This is a genomic window from Gemmobacter sp. LW-1 (assembly GCF_001303875.1).
Lineage (GTDB): Bacteria > Pseudomonadota > Alphaproteobacteria > Rhodobacterales > Rhodobacteraceae > Gemmobacter > Gemmobacter caeni.
In genome coordinates this window covers 19,903-35,939 of the sequence record NZ_LJSC01000036.1, presented here as the reverse complement: position 1 = coordinate 35,939, position 16,037 = coordinate 19,903, and the positions used below count along the sequence as shown (strand labels likewise).

The 16,037-nt window shown below is 64.7% G+C and carries 17 protein-coding genes; 15 read left to right on the top strand and 2 right to left on the bottom strand.

What is annotated here, in order from left to right:
- Nucleotides 1-151: 151 nt before the first annotated feature.
- Nucleotides 152-613, bottom strand: a complete 462-nt coding sequence (locus tag AO684_RS08490; RefSeq protein WP_054302322.1) for a CreA family protein — start codon at nucleotides 611-613, stop codon at nucleotides 152-154.
- Between the two features lie 142 nt (nucleotides 614-755).
- On the opposite strand from AO684_RS08490, the gene AO684_RS08485 reads away from it, so the two are divergent.
- Nucleotides 756-1,916 carry an isovaleryl-CoA dehydrogenase gene (locus AO684_RS08485; protein WP_054302321.1) on the top strand — a complete coding sequence of 387 codons (1,161 nt, stop codon included), beginning with the start codon at nucleotides 756-758 and terminating at the stop codon, nucleotides 1,914-1,916.
- Between the two features lie 83 nt (nucleotides 1,917-1,999).
- Here AO684_RS08485 and AO684_RS08480 read toward each other — a convergent pair whose 3' ends face one another.
- Nucleotides 2,000-2,593 (bottom strand): OmpW family protein, encoded by a 594-nt coding sequence (locus AO684_RS08480; RefSeq protein ID WP_054302320.1) that lies wholly within the window; start codon nucleotides 2,591-2,593, stop codon nucleotides 2,000-2,002.
- Between the two features lie 214 nt (nucleotides 2,594-2,807).
- Here AO684_RS08480 and AO684_RS08475 point away from each other — a divergent pair, with 214 nt between their 5' ends.
- The 14 genes from AO684_RS08475 to nuoF all read left to right on the top strand — a co-directional run bounded on the left by AO684_RS08475 (nucleotide 2,808) and on the right by nuoF (nucleotide 16,033).
- The gene (locus AO684_RS08475; protein WP_054302319.1) at nucleotides 2,808-4,412 is read left to right on the top strand and encodes a carboxyl transferase domain-containing protein; all 1,605 of its coding nucleotides are present in this window, start codon (nucleotides 2,808-2,810) and stop codon (nucleotides 4,410-4,412) included.
- A gap of 5 nt (nucleotides 4,413-4,417) precedes the next feature.
- A complete protein-coding gene (locus tag AO684_RS08470; protein ID WP_161806003.1) occupies nucleotides 4,418-5,029 on the top strand; it encodes a thermonuclease family protein in 612 nt (203 codons plus the stop codon).
- Nucleotides 5,014-6,072, top strand: coding sequence for a nitronate monooxygenase family protein (locus AO684_RS08465; protein ID WP_152968385.1), 1,059 nt, complete (start codon nucleotides 5,014-5,016; stop codon nucleotides 6,070-6,072). Before AO684_RS08470 ends, AO684_RS08465 begins: the two co-directional genes overlap by 16 nt.
- Before the next feature lies 1 nt (nucleotide 6,073).
- The gene (locus AO684_RS08460) at nucleotides 6,074-7,984 is read left to right on the top strand and encodes a biotin carboxylase N-terminal domain-containing protein (RefSeq protein ID WP_054302317.1); all 1,911 of its coding nucleotides are present in this window, start codon (nucleotides 6,074-6,076) and stop codon (nucleotides 7,982-7,984) included.
- Nucleotides 7,981-8,640: a glutathione S-transferase family protein gene (locus AO684_RS08455; protein WP_054302316.1), complete on the top strand. Its 660-nt coding sequence runs from the start codon at nucleotides 7,981-7,983 to the stop codon at nucleotides 8,638-8,640. Before AO684_RS08460 ends, AO684_RS08455 begins: the two co-directional genes overlap by 4 nt.
- A 4-nt stretch (nucleotides 8,641-8,644) precedes the next feature.
- On the top strand, nucleotides 8,645-9,514 hold the full coding sequence (locus AO684_RS08450) for a hydroxymethylglutaryl-CoA lyase (RefSeq protein ID WP_054302315.1): 870 nt from the start codon (nucleotides 8,645-8,647) through the stop codon (nucleotides 9,512-9,514).
- A gap of 53 nt (nucleotides 9,515-9,567) precedes the next feature.
- Nucleotides 9,568-10,356 (top strand): crotonase/enoyl-CoA hydratase family protein, encoded by a 789-nt coding sequence (locus AO684_RS08445; protein WP_054302314.1) that lies wholly within the window; start codon nucleotides 9,568-9,570, stop codon nucleotides 10,354-10,356.
- A 246-nt stretch (nucleotides 10,357-10,602) separates the two neighbouring features.
- Entirely contained in the window at nucleotides 10,603-10,968 is a 366-nt protein-coding gene (locus AO684_RS08440; RefSeq protein ID WP_054302313.1) for an NADH-quinone oxidoreductase subunit A, read from the top strand.
- On the top strand, nucleotides 10,959-11,492 hold the full coding sequence (locus tag AO684_RS08435) for an NADH-quinone oxidoreductase subunit B family protein (RefSeq protein WP_054302312.1): 534 nt from the start codon (nucleotides 10,959-10,961) through the stop codon (nucleotides 11,490-11,492). The genes AO684_RS08440 and AO684_RS08435 overlap by 10 nt, the downstream gene beginning before the upstream one ends.
- 10 nt (nucleotides 11,493-11,502) lie before the next feature.
- On the top strand, nucleotides 11,503-12,102 hold the full coding sequence (locus tag AO684_RS08430) for an NADH-quinone oxidoreductase subunit C (RefSeq protein ID WP_054302311.1): 600 nt from the start codon (nucleotides 11,503-11,505) through the stop codon (nucleotides 12,100-12,102).
- 55 nt (nucleotides 12,103-12,157) lie between these two features.
- Entirely contained in the window at nucleotides 12,158-13,372 is a 1,215-nt protein-coding gene (locus AO684_RS08425) for an NADH-quinone oxidoreductase subunit D (protein ID WP_054302310.1), read from the top strand.
- The gene (gene nuoE / locus AO684_RS08420) at nucleotides 13,372-14,481 is read left to right on the top strand and encodes an NADH-quinone oxidoreductase subunit NuoE (protein WP_054302309.1); all 1,110 of its coding nucleotides are present in this window, start codon (nucleotides 13,372-13,374) and stop codon (nucleotides 14,479-14,481) included. The genes AO684_RS08425 and nuoE overlap by 1 nt, the downstream gene beginning before the upstream one ends.
- A gap of 10 nt (nucleotides 14,482-14,491) precedes the next feature.
- Nucleotides 14,492-14,728 carry a DUF5337 domain-containing protein gene (locus AO684_RS08415; RefSeq protein WP_054302308.1) on the top strand — a complete coding sequence of 79 codons (237 nt, stop codon included), beginning with the start codon at nucleotides 14,492-14,494 and terminating at the stop codon, nucleotides 14,726-14,728.
- A 9-nt stretch (nucleotides 14,729-14,737) separates the two neighbouring features.
- Nucleotides 14,738-16,033, top strand: a complete 1,296-nt coding sequence (gene nuoF, locus AO684_RS08410) for an NADH-quinone oxidoreductase subunit NuoF (RefSeq protein WP_054302307.1) — start codon at nucleotides 14,738-14,740, stop codon at nucleotides 16,031-16,033.
- Nucleotides 16,034-16,037 lie beyond the last annotated feature (4 nt).

The window sequence follows — 16,037 nt, the reverse complement described above, 5'->3', positions numbered from 1 at the left end:
CTTTGCGCCCCCACGGCTCCTTCGGAGCCTCCCCCGCAGGATATTTTCGGACAGAAAATAGGGGCGGAGCGTTCCAGGCATTTTCTGTCGGGAAATATCCTCGGGGGTGAATTGAGCCGCAGGCTCAAGAGGGGGCAGACAGCCCCCTGCCTCATGGCAGCGGAACCACCGACAGGGACATCTTGCCGGACCCTTGCGTCACCTCGCTGGCATGGGCGAGGTAGATCAGGGCATTGTTCTTCGCGTCGTAGATCCGGGTCAGTTTCAGCGATTTGAAGATCAGCGACCGTCCTTCGCTGAACACCGCCTCGCCATCGCGGCCCTTGTCGATGTCGCCCAGGGTGATCGGGCCGGTCCGGGTACAGTCGACGGCCGAATAGCTGGGGTCTTCGAACCAGTTGCCTTGGCTCAGCCGGTCGATCAGCGAGCGGTCGAAATAGGCCAGATGGCAGGTGACGCCCTGCACTTTCGGATCGGGGATCGCCTCGACGATGATGTCATTGCCGACCCAGTCGACACCGACCTTCCCGACCACATCGGCAGTTGCGGGCAGGGTGGTGAGGGACAGGGCGGCGAGAGACAGGAGGGCGGTGACGGTGGTGGGCAGGCGCATGGGGGGCTCCTTTTCCTGACGGTCAGAATTTGGGGGGCTGTGGAATAACCCGCAAGGGTGACGCGGCGTTCCGAAGGAAATGCTTGACGCGACTCGGAAACCGGCCTTAATTGAACATGTGTTCATTTCTTGGGAGGGAACCATGTTCACATCGCCGATGCGCTTTGATCTGGGCGAGGATATCGCCGCGCTGCGGGACATGGTGCATCGCTGGGCGCAGGAGCGGGTGAAGCCGATTGCCGCGCAGGTGGACCGAGACAATGTGTTCCCGGCCGAGCTTTGGCGCGAGATGGGGGAACTGGGTCTGCTGGGCATCACCGTGTCCGAGGAATATGGCGGTTCCGGCATGGGTTATCTGGCACATGTGATCGCAACCGAGGAAATTGCCCGTGCTTCGGCCTCGGTCAGCCTGTCTTATGGTGCGCATTCCAACCTGTGCGTCAACCAGATGAAGCTGAACGGCTCGCCCGAGCAGAAGGCGAAATACCTGCCGGGCCTCGTGTCCGGTGAAAAGGTTGGCGCGCTGGCGATGAGCGAGCCAGGTGCCGGGTCGGATGTGGTGTCGATGAAGCTGCGGGCGGAAAAGCGGAATGGCTATTACGTCCTGAACGGCAGCAAATACTGGATCACCAATGGCCCCGACGCCGATACGCTGATCGTTTACGCCAAGACCGATCCCGAGGCGGGGCCGAAGGGCATCACCGCCTTCATCATCGAGCGCGGTTTCAAGGGGTTCTCGACCTCTGTTCATTTCGACAAGCTGGGGATGCGCGGGTCGAACACCGGCGAGCTGATCTTCGAGAATTGCGAGGTGCCGTTCGAGAATGTTTTGGGGCAGGAGGGCAAGGGCGTACGCGTCCTCATGTCCGGCCTCGATTTCGAGCGCGTGGTGCTGTCGGGCATCGGAACCGGCATCATGGCGGCCTGTCTGGACGAGGTGCTTCCCTATGCAAAGGAACGCCATCAGTTCGGCCAGCCCATCGGAAATTTCCAGCTCATGCAGGCCAAGATCGCCGATATGTATGTCGCGATGAACTCGGCCCGCGCCTATGTCTACGAGGCGGGCCGCGCCTGTGATCGGGGCGAGATCACCCGTGCCGATGCAGCGGGCTGCGTGCTTTATGCCAGCGAACAGGCCATGGTGCAGGCGCATCAGGCGGTGCAGGCGCTGGGCGGGGCTGGTTTTCTGAATGACAGTGTGGTCAGCCGGTTGTTCCGCGATGCCAAGCTGATGGAGATTGGTGCGGGCACCTCGGAAATCCGGCGCATGCTGATCGGCCGCGAGCTGATGGCGCAGGGATGACCAGTTCAGGGGAAACTGGTGCTATGGAAAAGGGGCGCGGGCAGAACCCGCACCCCTCCGCACCTTTCCGTCCCGTAAAGGGATCAGAACTTCATGATGTAGGAAATACCGGCCACCACCGGGTCGATATTGACCTTGCCGATCTTGGTGCCGTTCAGCTTCACATCGGCATCAATGTCGATATAGCGCAGGTCCATCCGCAGCGCGGCCTTGTCGTTCAGCGCGTAATCCATGCCGACATGGGCGGCGAGGCCGAAGCTGTCGTCGATCTTCAGGTCACCGAGGGGCGAGCTTTCCTCGAAGAAGGTCGTGTAGTTCAGGCCAAGGCCCACGAAGGGCGTGATCGGGCCGCTGGTCGGGATGTGCCAGTTCACCGTGATGGTGGGCGGAAGGTGTTTAGTATTGCCCGCATAGGCCCCACCCACGTTCACCTTGTGCTTGAAGGGCAGGGCGCCCAGCAGTTCGATGCCGATATTGTCGCGGACGAAATATTCGAAGGTGATGGTCGGGCGCGCATTGTCCCCGACATCGGCGGGGGCCCCGGCCAGCGTGCCGTTGTTGCTTTTCGGCGCGACATAGCCGATCCCGAGGCCGAGCGTCATGTCGCCCGCCGATTGGGCAAGGGCGGGGGCCGTCAGCGCGGCGGTGGCCAGAAGGGCATAGGCAAGCGTTTTCATCGCAGGTCTCACAGGTTGTTTACCGGGCGAACCTGCACCTTCGGAGGCGCCGGAAACCTTGATGTGGATCAATTTCTCAAAGGTTCAGGGTGCGACATTTTTTCATGCAAGTCACTGAAATATATGGGTTAAAGATGAATCTTGCATATCGCTTTGCCCAGGCCGCGCATACCGCTGCCACTTCTGTCCAGAACCACCAGCAGGACTGACCGACATGAAACTGACCTCGCGCATCCTTACCGGCTCTGACGCCTTCAAGGCCAATCGCGCCGCGCATCTTGGCATGCTGGAAACCGTGGCCGGAGCGGCGGCCCTTGCGGCGGCTGGCGGCGGCGAGAAGGCGATGGCGCGCCATGTCGCGCGGGGCAAGCTGCCGCCGCGTGAAAGGGTGGCGGATCTGCTGGACCCAGGCTCGCCTTTTCTTGAGATCGGCGCAACGGCGGCGCACGGGCTGTATGACGGTGCCGCGCCCTGTGCGGGCGTGATCGCCGGGATCGGTCGCATCCACGGGCAAGAGGTGATGGTCGTTTGCAACGATGCCACCGTGAAGGGCGGCACCTATTACCCGATGACGGTCAAGAAACATCTGCGCGCGCAGGAGATTGCCGAGGAATGCAATCTGCCCTGCGTCTACCTTGTCGACAGTGGCGGTGCCAACCTGCCCAATCAGGACGAGGTTTTCCCTGACCGCGACCATTTCGGGCGCATCTTTTACAATCAGGCGCGGATGAGCGCGAAGGGTATTCCGCAAATTGCGGTGGTGATGGGTTCCTGCACCGCAGGCGGCGCCTATGTCCCCGCGATGTCGGATGTGACGATCATCGTGAAGGAACAGGGCACGATCTTCCTCGCCGGTCCGCCGCTGGTGAAGGCCGCGACGGGCGAGGTGGTCAGCGCCGAGGATCTGGGCGGCGGCGATGTGCATACGCGGCTGTCGGGGGTGGCGGATTATCTGGCCGAGGATGATGCCCATGCTCTCGCGCTGGCCCGTCGTGCCGTCAGCCACCTGAACCGCGCGAAACCCGCTACGGTGCAATGGCAGTCGGTCGAGGCTCCGGCCCATGACCCCGAGGAAATTCTTGGCGTGGTGCCGGGCGATCTGCGCACGCCCTATGACATCCGGGAGGTTATCGCCCGCGTGGTGGACGGCTCGCGCTTCGATGAATTCAAGCCGCGTTTCGGCGAAACCATCGTTACCGGCTTTGCGCATGTGATGGGCTGCCCTGTCGGTATCGTCGCCAATAACGGCGTGCTGTTTTCCGAGGCGGCGCAGAAGGCCGCACATTTCGTGGAGTTGTGCAGCCAGCGTAATATCCCGCTGGTCTTCCTGCAAAACATCACGGGCTTCATGGTCGGCCGGAAGTATGAGAACGAGGGCATTGCCCGCCACGGCGCCAAGATGGTGACGGCGGTCGCCACCACCAATGTGCCCAAGATCACCATGCTGGTGGGCGGTTCGTTCGGTGCCGGGAACTATGGCATGGCAGGCCGCGCCTATCAGCCGCGTTTCCTCTGGACCTGGCCGAACTCGCGCATCTCCGTCATGGGCGGCGAACAGGCGGCGGGGGTGCTGGCCACCGTGAAGCGCGACGGGATCGAACGCGCAGGCGGGGCCTGGACGGCCGAGGAAGAAGCCGAGTTCAAGCGCCCCACCATCGAGATGTTCGACCGGCAGAGCCACCCGCTTTATGCCTCCGCCCGGTTGTGGGACGATGGGATCATCGACCCGCGTCGCACCCGCGAGGTACTGTTCCTCTCGCTTTCCGCCGCGCTGAACGCGCCGGTGGAACCCACGCGCTTCGGCGTGTTCCGGATGTGATGGCGATGCGGGCGCTCCCCCCTGGCCGGACCGGCGGTGCGGCGCTTGCCCCGCGCCGCCGGGTCGCGCATCACAGGGCAAAGCCCCTGCAAAGTGATCCGATGCGCCTCAATCCAGAACTTGCCGCCTATATCTTCGTCACGCTGCTGGTCTTGTGGTCAGCCGCGCATCGCTATGCGCCGGTCGCTGCGCGGTCCAGCGAGGCGCAGAAGCCGGTGACGCGCGAGGCGCCGGGCGGTCTCGTCGGCTGCACGACAGGCTATGTCTATGACGGCGATACGGTCGAGCTGATCTGCGGCAACAGGCGCGACCGGGCCCGGCTTGCGGGCTATGATGCGCCGGAAACGCACGAACCCGGCTGTGCCGCCGAGGCTACGCTGGGCGCCCGAGCAACCGACCGGCTGCGCGGGCTGCTGCGCGCCGCGACCCCTGCGATGACCGATCTTGGCACCGATAAATACGGCCGCCGCCTGATCCGCCTGCGGCTTCCGGGGGGGGAGGATATCGCTGATCGCATGATCGCCGAGGGGCTGGCTGTTGCTTATGACGGGGCGCAGCGCATCGACTGGTGCGCCCGGATTGCCGCAAGCGGAGGTGCCAAATGGCTGAGACCCTGATCGACACCCGCTTCACCCGCGCCTTTGCCCTGCGCCATCCGGTCGCTCTGGCCCCGATGGCAGGCACCACGGGCGGGCGCCTTGCTGCTGCCGTGGCGCAAGCCGGGGGGCTGGGCCTGTTGGGCGGCGGCTATGGCGACGCCGACTGGATCGCCCGCGAATGGGCGCTGGCCGAAGGCGCCCCCATCGGCATCGGCTTCATCACCTGGCGGCTGACGCCCGCGCTGCTGGCCGAATGCCTTGACCGCGGCCCGCGCGCGGTCATGCTGTCCTTTGGAGATCCTGCGCCCTTCGCCGCCGCGATTCATGCGGCAGGTGTGCCGCTGATCTGCCAGTGCCAGACGCTCGATCATGCCCGCGCTGCGCTGGATGCCGGGGCCAGCACGGTCGTTGCACAGGGCGCTGAGGCGGGTGGCCATGGCCAGTCGCGCGGCACCTTTACGCTGGTGCCGGAACTCGCCGACCTCATCGCTGTACGCGCGCCCGGGACACTGCTGCTGGCCGCAGGTGGTATCGCTGACGGGCGCGGCCTTGCCGCCAGCCTGATGCTCGGGGCCGATGGCGCCCTGATCGGCAGCCGCTTCTGGGCCGCGACCGAGGCGCTGGTGCCGCCGGGCTTTCATGCCGCCGCAATCGCAGCCGACGGCGATGCCACCCTGCGCACCCGCACGGTGGATGCGGTGCGCGGCTTCGACTGGCCCGCGCCTTTCGACATCCGCGTCCTGCGCTCCTCCTTCACCGACAGGTGGCATGCCGATCCGCAAGCCCTGCGCGCGCCCGGCGCCGCCAATGCCCGCGCCGACTGGGCCGCAGCCCAGGCCGAAGGCGATGCCTCCAACGGCTCCCCGGTTGCTGGCGAGGCGGTGGGGCTGATCCATGACATTGCCCCCGCCGCCGATATCCTCGCCCGTCTCACGGCCGAGGCCGCGCAGCGCCTCTGCTCTTCATCTGTTCACAAATATCCTCCGGGGGAGGGGCCAGAGGCCCCGCGGGGGGCAGACAGCCCCCCGTCCACCCCCGATCACCCCGCGCCGGAGGTCTGACATGTTCCAGAAAATCCTGATCGCCAATCGCGGCGAGATTGCCTGCCGCATCATCGCCACCGCCCGGCGCATGGGCCTCGCCACCGTGGCGGTCTATTCCGAGGCCGACGCCCATGCCCGCCATGTCGCGCTGGCGGACGAATCCGTGGCCATAGGCAGCCCGGCCCCGCGTGACAGCTATCTGCGCGGCGATGCGATCATCGCTGCCGCACAGGCGACTGGCGCACAGGCCATCCATCCCGGTTACGGCTTCCTGTCGGAAAACCCCGATTTTGTAGATGCGGTGGAGGCTGCGGGCCTTACTTTCATCGGTCCTTCCGCGAAAGCCATCCGCGCCATGGGCCTGAAGGATGCAGCGAAGCGCCTGATGTCCGGGGCCGGTGTGCCGGTGGTGCCGGGTTATCATGGCGCTGATCAGCAGGCGGACCACCTCGCCGCCGAGGCTGCGCGCATCGGCTGGCCGGTGCTGATCAAGGCCGTGGCGGGCGGTGGGGGCAAGGGCATGCGCAAGGTGATCCGTGCCGAAGATTTCGCGGCCGCGCTGGACAGTGCGAAAGGCGAGGCCGCCACCGCCTTCGGCAATGATGCCGTGCTGATCGAGAAATATGTCGAAAAGCCCCGCCATATCGAGGTTCAGGTGTTCGGGGATGGCAGTGATGCGGTGCATCTGTTCGAACGCGACTGCTCCTTGCAGCGCCGCCATCAGAAGGTGATCGAGGAAGCCCCGGCCCCCGGAATGCCCGCCGAAATGCGCGCGGCCATGGGCGAGGCCGCCGTGCGCGCCGCGCGTGCCATTGGCTACAAGGGCGCGGGCACCATCGAATTCATTGTCGATGCCTCCGATGGCCTGCGCGCAGACCGCTTCTGGTTCATGGAGATGAATACCCGCCTTCAGGTCGAACATCCGGTGACCGAGGCGATCACCGGCGTCGATCTGGTGGAATGGCAGATCCGTGTGGCGGCGGGTGAGGCGCTGCCGCTGCGGCAGGATCAGCTTGCTATCCATGGTCATGCCTTCGAGGTCCGGCTTTACGCCGAGGATGTGCCTGCGGGCTTCCTGCCCGCCACCGGCACACTGGCCCATCTCGCCTTCCCCGAGGGCGCGCGTGCCGATACCGGCGTGCGGACCGGCGATACGATCAGCCCGTGGTATGACCCGATGATCGCCAAGGTGATCGTGCATGGCCCGACCCGCGAAGTTGCCTTGCAAAAACTGTCCCGCGCCCTGGCGGAAACGCAGGTCGCGGGCACGGTGACGAACCTTGGTTTCCTTGGCGCGCTGGCCCGGCATCCGGGTTTTGCGGCGGGCGATGTCGACACAGGGCTGATCGAGCGGGACCTGGAGGCGCTGGTCTCCGACCCCGCGCCTTCGGCAGGCGTGCGTGCGGCGGCGCTCCTGGCCAGTGCCGGACTGACTGCACGCCCTGCGCTGGGCTTCACACTCTGGGCGCCGCTGGCGCGGCGTCTGGCGGTGCGGCAAGGGGATGAGGTCACCGAAGGGCTGCTGACCCTCGACGCCGAAGGCCCGCGCATCACGGTCGAGGGGGAAAGTCTCGTCCCGCCCGCGCTGCCGGTGGTGCAGGCGGGCGGCCTGATCCATGTCTTCGACAAAGGTGCCTGCCACAGCTTTGCTCCGGTCGATCCGCTGGCGCGTGAGGCCAGTGGCGGCGCGGCGGGGAATGCCACGCTGTCGCCGATGCCCGGTCTGGTAAAGGCGGTCTTCGTGGCCCCCGGACAGGCCGTCGCTGCGGGCGACCGGCTGGCCATTCTGGAAGCGATGAAGATGGAACACACGCTGACCGCCGCCCGCGATGGCGTGGTGGCCGAAGTGCTGGTCACCCCCGGCACCCAGGTCGAGGCGGGGGCGGCGCTGATCCTGCTGGAGGCCGAAACCGCCGAGGTGGCGGCATGATCCGGCTGCATCACTGTCCCGGCTCGCGGTCGATGCGTGTCCTGTGGGCGCTGGAGGAGCTTGGCCTTGACTACGATCTGGTGAGCTACCGGCTCGACGACGGCTCCACCCGCCGCCCGGAACTTATGGCGCTGTCACCCGCAGGGCGCGTGCCCGCGCTGGAGATTGACGGGCAGGCGATCTTCGAAAGCGGTGCCATCATCGAATACCTGTGCGAACGCTTTCCCGAGGCAGGCCTTGGTGTGGCCCCCGGCGCGGCAGAGCGCGCGCGCTTTCTGGAATGGGTGCATTTCGCCGAAACGCAGGCCAATATCCTGCAATCGCTGAACATCCAGCACATCTTCCTGCGCCCGGCTTCGGCCCGTTCCCCCGCCATGATGCAGCTGGAAACCCGGCGTCTGATCAAGACCATGCAGGCGCAGGAGGCGGCGCTGGCGGGGTGCGACTGGCTGCTGGACAAGGGCTTCAGCGGTGCCGATCTGATGATGGCCTTCAACGTCACCGCCTGTTTCCGCTTCGTCCGGCCCGATGGCTTTGCCAATCTTGCCGCCTATGCCGCGCGGATCGCCGAACGTCCGGCCTATGCCCGCGCGCTGGCACGGTCGGGGGAGGATGTCCTTTATACCCGCGACTTCTATGAACTCCCCGAGGGCTGAACCGATGTCCAGCGACCGCGCCGAAATCTTCGAAATGGGCCCGCGTGACGGGTTGCAGAATGAAAAGCGCCTGATCCCGGCGGCAGACAAGATCCGGCTGGTGGACATGCTGTCGCGCGCAGGCTTCCGCCGGATCGAGGTAACCAGTTTCGTCAGCCCGAAATGGGTGCCGCAGATGGCCGATGCCGCCGATGTGCTGGCGGGGATCTCCCGTGCGCCGGGCGTCAGCTACGCCGCACTGACGCCGAACCTGAAAGGATACGAGTCCGCCCGCGCCGCCCGCGCCAGCGAGGTGGCAATCTTTGCCTCGGCCTCGGAGGGGTTCTCCAGGGCCAATCTCAACTGCACCATCGCCGAAAGCCTTGATCGCTTCGCGCCTGTGGCCGAAGCGGCGCGCACCGATGGCATCCCGCTGCGCGGCTATGTCTCGGTTGTCACCGATTGCCCCTTCGACGGGCCGACCCCGCCCGCTCAGGTGGCCAAGGTCGCAGCCGCTTTGCGCGACATGGGATGCTATGAAATCAGCCTCGGCGACACGATCGGTCATGGCACGCCCGACACCATCCGCGCCATGCTGGAGGCTGTGCTGGTGGAACTGCCCGCCGAAAGGCTCGCCGGGCATTACCACGACACGCAGGGCAGGGCGCTGGAGAATATCGAGGCTTCGCTGGCGCTGGGCCTGCGCGTGTTCGACGCAGCGGTCGGGGGCCTGGGCGGTTGCCCCTACGCGCCGGGTGCGGCGGGCAATGTCGCGACCGAGGCGGTGGCGGCGCGTCTGGCAACGCTGGGTTTCGACACCGGGCTTGACCCGGCGGTGCTGGACGAAGCCGCCGGATTTGCGCGCAGCCTGCGGGGCCAGGCGCAAATCTTTTGACCAAAAGATTTGCAAATTTCTTTGCAAGAAATTTGCGGCACGGAGGGACGGATATGTTCGAGACCATCACCATCGCACAGGATACGCGCGGCGTCGCGCGGCTGGTGCTGAACCGGCCAGAGAAGCACAATACGCTGTCGGCGACCATGATTGCCGAACTGACCGAGGCGGCGGCGCGGCTGGGCGGGGACGCTTCGGTGCGGGCCGTGGTTCTGGCCGCGGAAGGGGCCAGCTTCTGTGCCGGGGGCGATCTGTCCTGGATGCGGGCACAGATCGACGGCGGGCCCGTGATGCGGCGCGAGGGCGCGCTGGCGCTGGCGCGGATGCTGAACGCGCTCGATACCCTGCCGAAGCCTCTGATCGGGCGGGTGCAGGGGCAGGCCTTCGGGGGCGGTATCGGCATGATGTCGGTCTGTGATCTGTGCATCGGGGTCGGCGGCGCACGCTTCGGGTTGACGGAAACGAAGCTTGGTCTGATCCCGGCGACGATCTCGCCCTACGTCGTGGCGCGGATCGGCGCGGCGGCGGCGCGGCGGCATTTCATGGCGGCGCGGCTGTTCGACGGTGCCGAGGCGTATCGCATCGGTCTGTTGCATGCCGTGGTTTCCCCAGAGGACCTGGATGCGGCGGTAGAGGCCGAGGTGGCGCCAATCCTCGCCTGTGCGCCCGGTGCGGTGGCGGATGCCAAGGCGCTGGTGGCGCGGCTTGGGCCGCAGGTAGACGAGGCGCTGGTTTCCGACACGGCCGATCTGCTGATCCGCCGCTGGGAAAGCCCGGAGGCCGCTGAGGGCATCGCCGCCTTCTTCGGAAAACGCCCGCCCGCCTGGGCGAGTCGCGGCTAGTCCGAGAGATTCCGTTGGGAAAGCCTTTGACCGGGCTTTCCGCGAGGGCATTTCCCCGCGCGATGCCGCGCTGCGGAATAATCGCGGTATGCGATGGCATACAATCAATGAAATCACGCTCCGGCCTCAGGTTTTTCGTTCCGCCTTTGGTTGACCGCGCGTGAGGGCAGGAGTAAACGGGTCGCAGCAACGATCCGCGCGCGCCGGGCGTCCTGTGCCCCATGCCGCCAGCCGAAGGAGCCACTCGTGGACGGACTTCTCCGAGAATACCTTCCCATTATCATCTTTCTGGTTCTTGCCGTCGGTCTTGGCCTCGTGCTGATCCTCGCCGCCGTGATCCTTGCGGTCAGGAACCCCGACCCCGAAAAAGTGTCGGCCTATGAATGCGGTTTCAACGCCTTCGACGACGCCCGGATGAAGTTCGACGTGCGGTTCTATCTCGTGTCGATCCTGTTCATCATCTTCGATCTTGAAGTGGCCTTCCTCTTCCCTTGGGCGGTTGCCTTCGGGGACATGAGCATGGTGGGCTTCTGGTCGATGATGGTCTTCCTGGGCGTTCTGACCGTCGGCTTTGCCTATGAATGGAAGAAGGGGGCCTTGGAATGGGCGTGAGCACCAGCGCGAACCACGCGGCGAACGACCGCGATGCCGGCATGGTCGCGATGAACCGCGACTTGCAGGACAAGGGCTTTCTGCTCACCACCACCGAGGACATCATCAACTGGGCGCGCACCGGCTCGCTGCACTGGATGACCTTTGGTCTGGCCTGCTGCGCGGTGGAGATGATGCATACCGCCATGCCGCGCTATGACGTGGAACGTTATGGTTTCGCCCCGCGCGCCTCGCCGCGCCAGTCCGATGTGATGATCGTTGCGGGCACGCTGACCAACAAGATGGCCCCGGCGCTGCGCAAGGTCTATGACCAGATGCCCGAGCCGCGCTATGTGATCTCGATGGGCAGCTGTGCCAATGGCGGCGGCTACTATCATTACAGCTATTCGGTGGTGCGCGGCTGCGACCGTGTGGTTCCGGTGGACATCTACGTCCCCGGTTGCCCGCCCACGGCAGAGGCGCTGATGTATGGCATCCTTGCCCTGCAACGGAAAATCCGCCGCACCGGCACGCTGGTCCGCTGAGGAGGGGAAGATGTCCGAAGCTCTGACGCAACTGGCCGAGCATATCCAGCTCAAGCGCCCGCAAGCCGTGATCGGCGCCTCCATCGCCTTCGGCGAACTGACGGTCGAGGTGACGGCGGCACAACTGGTTTCCTTCATCGACTTTCTGAAGTCTGACAGTGCCTGCCGCTTCTCCACGCTGGTGGATATCACGGCGGTGGACCATCCCGAACGCCCGGCGCGTTTCGACGTGGTCTATCACTTCCTGTCGATGTACCAGAACCAGCGCATCCGCGTGAAAGCGGCGGTGCGCGAAGACGAGATGGTGCCGTCCATCGTGTCGGTCCACCCTTCCGCCAACTGGTTTGAACGCGAAGTGTTCGACATGTTCGGCATCCTGTTCTCGGGTCACCCGGATCTGCGCCGCATCCTGACCGATTACGGCTTCCGCGGTCATCCGCTGCGCAAGGATTTCCCGACCACCGGCTATACCGAGGTCCGCTATGACGAGGCGCAGAAGCGCGTGGTCTACGAGCCGGTGAAGCTGGTGCAGGAATATCGCCAGTTCGATTTCCTGAGCCCGTGGGAGGGCGCGCAATATGTGCTGCCCGGCGACGAGAAAAAGGCCTGAGCGCGTCAGGGGTGCGGCTGTGCCTGCGCCCCTCGTGTCGATATGAGGTGAGACGATGGACGGACAATTCGACGACGCGCTGACGGGCGAACAGAAGATCCGCAACTTCAACATCAACTTCGGCCCGCAGCACCCCGCGGCGCACGGCGTGTTGCGCCTGGTGCTGGAGCTGGACGGCGAGATCGTGGAACGCTGCGACCCGCATATCGGCCTGCTGCACCGTGGCACCGAAAAGCTGATGGAAAGCCGGACCTATCTGCAAAACCTGCCCTATCTTGACCGGCTGGACTATGTCGCGCCGATGAACCAGGAACATGCCTGGTGCATGGCCATCGAAAAGCTGACCGGCACCGTGGTGCCGCGTCGCGCCTCGCTGATCCGCGTGCTTTATTCGGAAATCGGCCGCATCCTGAACCACCTGCTGAACGTCACCACGCAGGCGATGGACGTGGGGGCGCTGACCCCGCCGCTCTGGGGCTTTGAAGAGCGCGAGAAGCTGATGGTGTTCTATGAACGCGCCTGCGGCGCGCGTCTGCACGCCGCCTATTTCCGCCCCGGTGGTGTCCATCAGGATCTGCCGCCCGCGCTGATCGACGATATCGAAGCCTGGACCGAGACTTTCCCGAAGGTTCTGGATGATATTGACGGTCTGCTGACCGAGAACCGTATCTTCAAGCAGCGCAATGCCGATATCGGTGTGGTGAGCGAGGAAGATATTCTGAACTGGGGCTATTCCGGCGTCATGGTGCGCGGCTCGGGCCTCGCCTGGGATCTGCGGCGGGCGCAGCCCTATGAGTGCTATGACGAATTCGACTTCCTGATCCCGGTCGGCAAAAACGGCGATTGCTATGACCGCTATCTCTGCCGGATGGCAGAGATGCGCGAAAGCGTGAAGATCATGCGTCAGGCCATCGCCAAGCTGCGCGAACCGGCAGCGAAGACCGACGTTCTGGCGCGCGGCAAGCTGACCCCGCCGAAGCGTGGTGACATGAAGACCTCGATGGAAAGCCTGATCCATCACTTCAAGCTTTACACCGAAGGTTTCCACGTCCCGGCGGGCGAGGTCTATGCCGCCGTCGAAGCGCCGAAGGGCGAATTCGGTGTGTATCTGGTGGCCGATGGCACCAACAAGCCTTACCGTGCCAAGCTGCGCGCGCCGGGCTATCCGCACCTGCAATCCATGGACTACATCGCCAAGGGCCATCAGCTTGCCGATGTGGCCGCCATCATCGGCACGATGGATGTCGTGTTCGGGGAGATCGACCGCTAATGCTCCGCCGTCTGCATAAAGAACAGCCTGCTTCCTTTGCTTTCACGCCCGCCAACATGGAATGGGCGCAGGGGCAGATTTCCAAATATCCCGAGGGTCGTCAGGCCAGCGCCATCATCCCGCTGCTGTTCCGCGCGCAGGAACAGGAGGGCTGGCTGACCCGCGCGGCCATCGAATATGTGGCCGACCTGCTGGGCATGGCGCATATCCGGGCGCTGGAAGTGGCGACCTTCTACTTCATGTTCCAGCTTCAACCCGTTGGCACTGTTGCGAATATTCAGATTTGCGGCACGACGTCCTGCATGATCTGCGGCGCGGAAGAACTGATCGCGGTCTGCAAGGAACTGATCGCCCCGACGCCGCACACGCTGTCGGCGGATGGCAAGTTCTCGTGGGAAGAGGTCGAATGCCTCGGGGCTTGTGCCAATGCGCCGATGGCGCAGATCGGCAAGGACTATTACGAGGATCTGAGCGCCGAGAAGCTGCGCGAGATGATCGCCCGTTTCTCGAAGGGTGAGGTGCCGGTGCCGGGTTCGCAAACCGGGCGCTATTCGTCGGAACCGGCGACCGGGCTGACCTCGCTGAAGGAATATGACAGCGGTCGCACGCAGTATAACGCCTCGGTGGATCGTGCAGTGAAAGTCGGCGATACGGTGAAGCGGATCGACGGCACCGAAGTTCCGATCCTGACACCCTGGCGTCAGAAGCCTGCGGCGGAAGCCCCGGCTGTGACCGAGGAAGCCCCGGCGCCCGCCGCGCGTGGCATCGACCAGGCCACTGCCGAAGTGCTGACCGCCAAGCCTGAAACGACTGCGGCGCCGGAAGGTACGCAGCCGAAGGGCCTGACGGCGGCGCGCGATGGCCAGGCTGACGATCTGAAAAAGATCGAGGGTATCGGACCGGCGCTGGAAAAGCTGTGCCATGAGCTTGGCATCTTCCACTTTGACCAGATCGCCCAATGGGGCGAAGCCGAAATCGCGTGGATGGACAGCAATCTGAAGGGCTTCCGTGGGCGTGTGACCCGCGACAAATGGGTCAATCAGGCGAAGATCATCGTGACCGAGGGGATGGACGCCTTCCTCGAACGCGCCAAGACCAACGATTACTGAGGAGCTGGCGATGACGACCCCTACCCCCGAACAGAAGCGGCTGGCGCGTGACTCGCGTCTGGTTGCCTTCGTGATCGCGGGGACCATGCTGTTGTGGATGGGGGCGCAATGGGTTGGCGGGCAGGTGGGGCTGGAAGCCCGCTATGCCTTCCTTTTCGACCTCGCCGCACTGGCCGCGTTCTTCTGGGCGCTGGTCGTCACTTACCAGATCTGGCGGCGGCACAAAGCCGTCAACCGGGGAAATTGAGGGCACAAGATGCTGAAGGATCAGGACCGGATCTTCACCAACCTCTACGGGATGCACGACCGCAGCCTGAAAGGGGCCATGGCGCGCGGCCACTGGGACAAGACCGCCGATCTGCTGGCGCTTGGCCGTGACGGCATCATCCAGATCATGAAGGACTCCGGTCTGCGTGGCCGGGGGGGCGCGGGCTTCCCGACCGGCATGAAATGGTCCTTCATGCCGAAGCAATCGGATGGCCGCCCGTCCTATCTGGTGGTGAACGCCGACGAATCCGAACCCGCGACCTGCAAGGACCGCGAGATCATGCGCCACGATCCGCATACGCTGCTCGAGGGCTGTCTGGTCGCCGGTTTCGCTATGGGGGCGGTTGCCGCCTATATCTACATCCGGGGCGAATACATCCGCGAGAAAGAGGCGCTGCAAGCCGCCATCGACGAATGCTACGACGCGGGTCTGATCGGCAAGAACGCCTGCAAGTCGGGCTATGATTTCGATGTCTACCTGCATCACGGGGCAGGGGCCTATATCTGCGGCGAGGAAACCGCGCTGCTGGAAAGCCTTGAAGGCAAGAAGGGCATGCCCCGGATGAAGCCGCCGTTCCCGGCAGGGTCCGGCCTTTATGGCTGCCCGACCACGGTGAACAACGTCGAATCCATCGCCGTCGCGCCGACCATCCTGCGTCGGGGAGCCGCCTGGTTTGCCAGCTTCGGCCGTCCGAACAACGCGGGCGTCAAGCTGTTTGCCATGTCCGGCCATGTGAACACGCCCTGCGTGATCGAAGAAACCATGTCGATCCCGATGCGCGAACTGATCGAGAAGCATGGCGGTGGTGTTCGCGGCGGCTGGAAGAACCTGAAGGCTGTCATCCCCGGCGGGGCTTCCTGCCCGGTGATCCCGGCCGACAAATGCGAAGACGCGATCATGGATTACGACGGGATGCGCGCGCTGCAATCGTCGTTCGGCACCGCCTGCATGATCGTGATGGATCAGCAGACCGACATCGTGAAGGCGATCTGGCGGCTGGCGAAGTTCTTCAAGCATGAAAGCTGCGGCCAGTGCACGCCCTGCCGCGAAGGCACCGGCTGGATGATGCGGGTGATGGACCGTCTGGTGCGCGGCGAGGCCGAGGTCGAGGAAATCGACATGCTGCTGAGCGTGACCAAGCAGGTGGAAGGCCACACGATCTGTGCGCTTGGCGATGCGGCGGCCTGGCCGATCCAGGGCCTGATCCGGCATTACCGCGAGGAAATCGAGGACCGCATCAAGGCCAAGAAGACCGGCCGCATGGGCGCGATGGCGGCGGAGTGAGCCT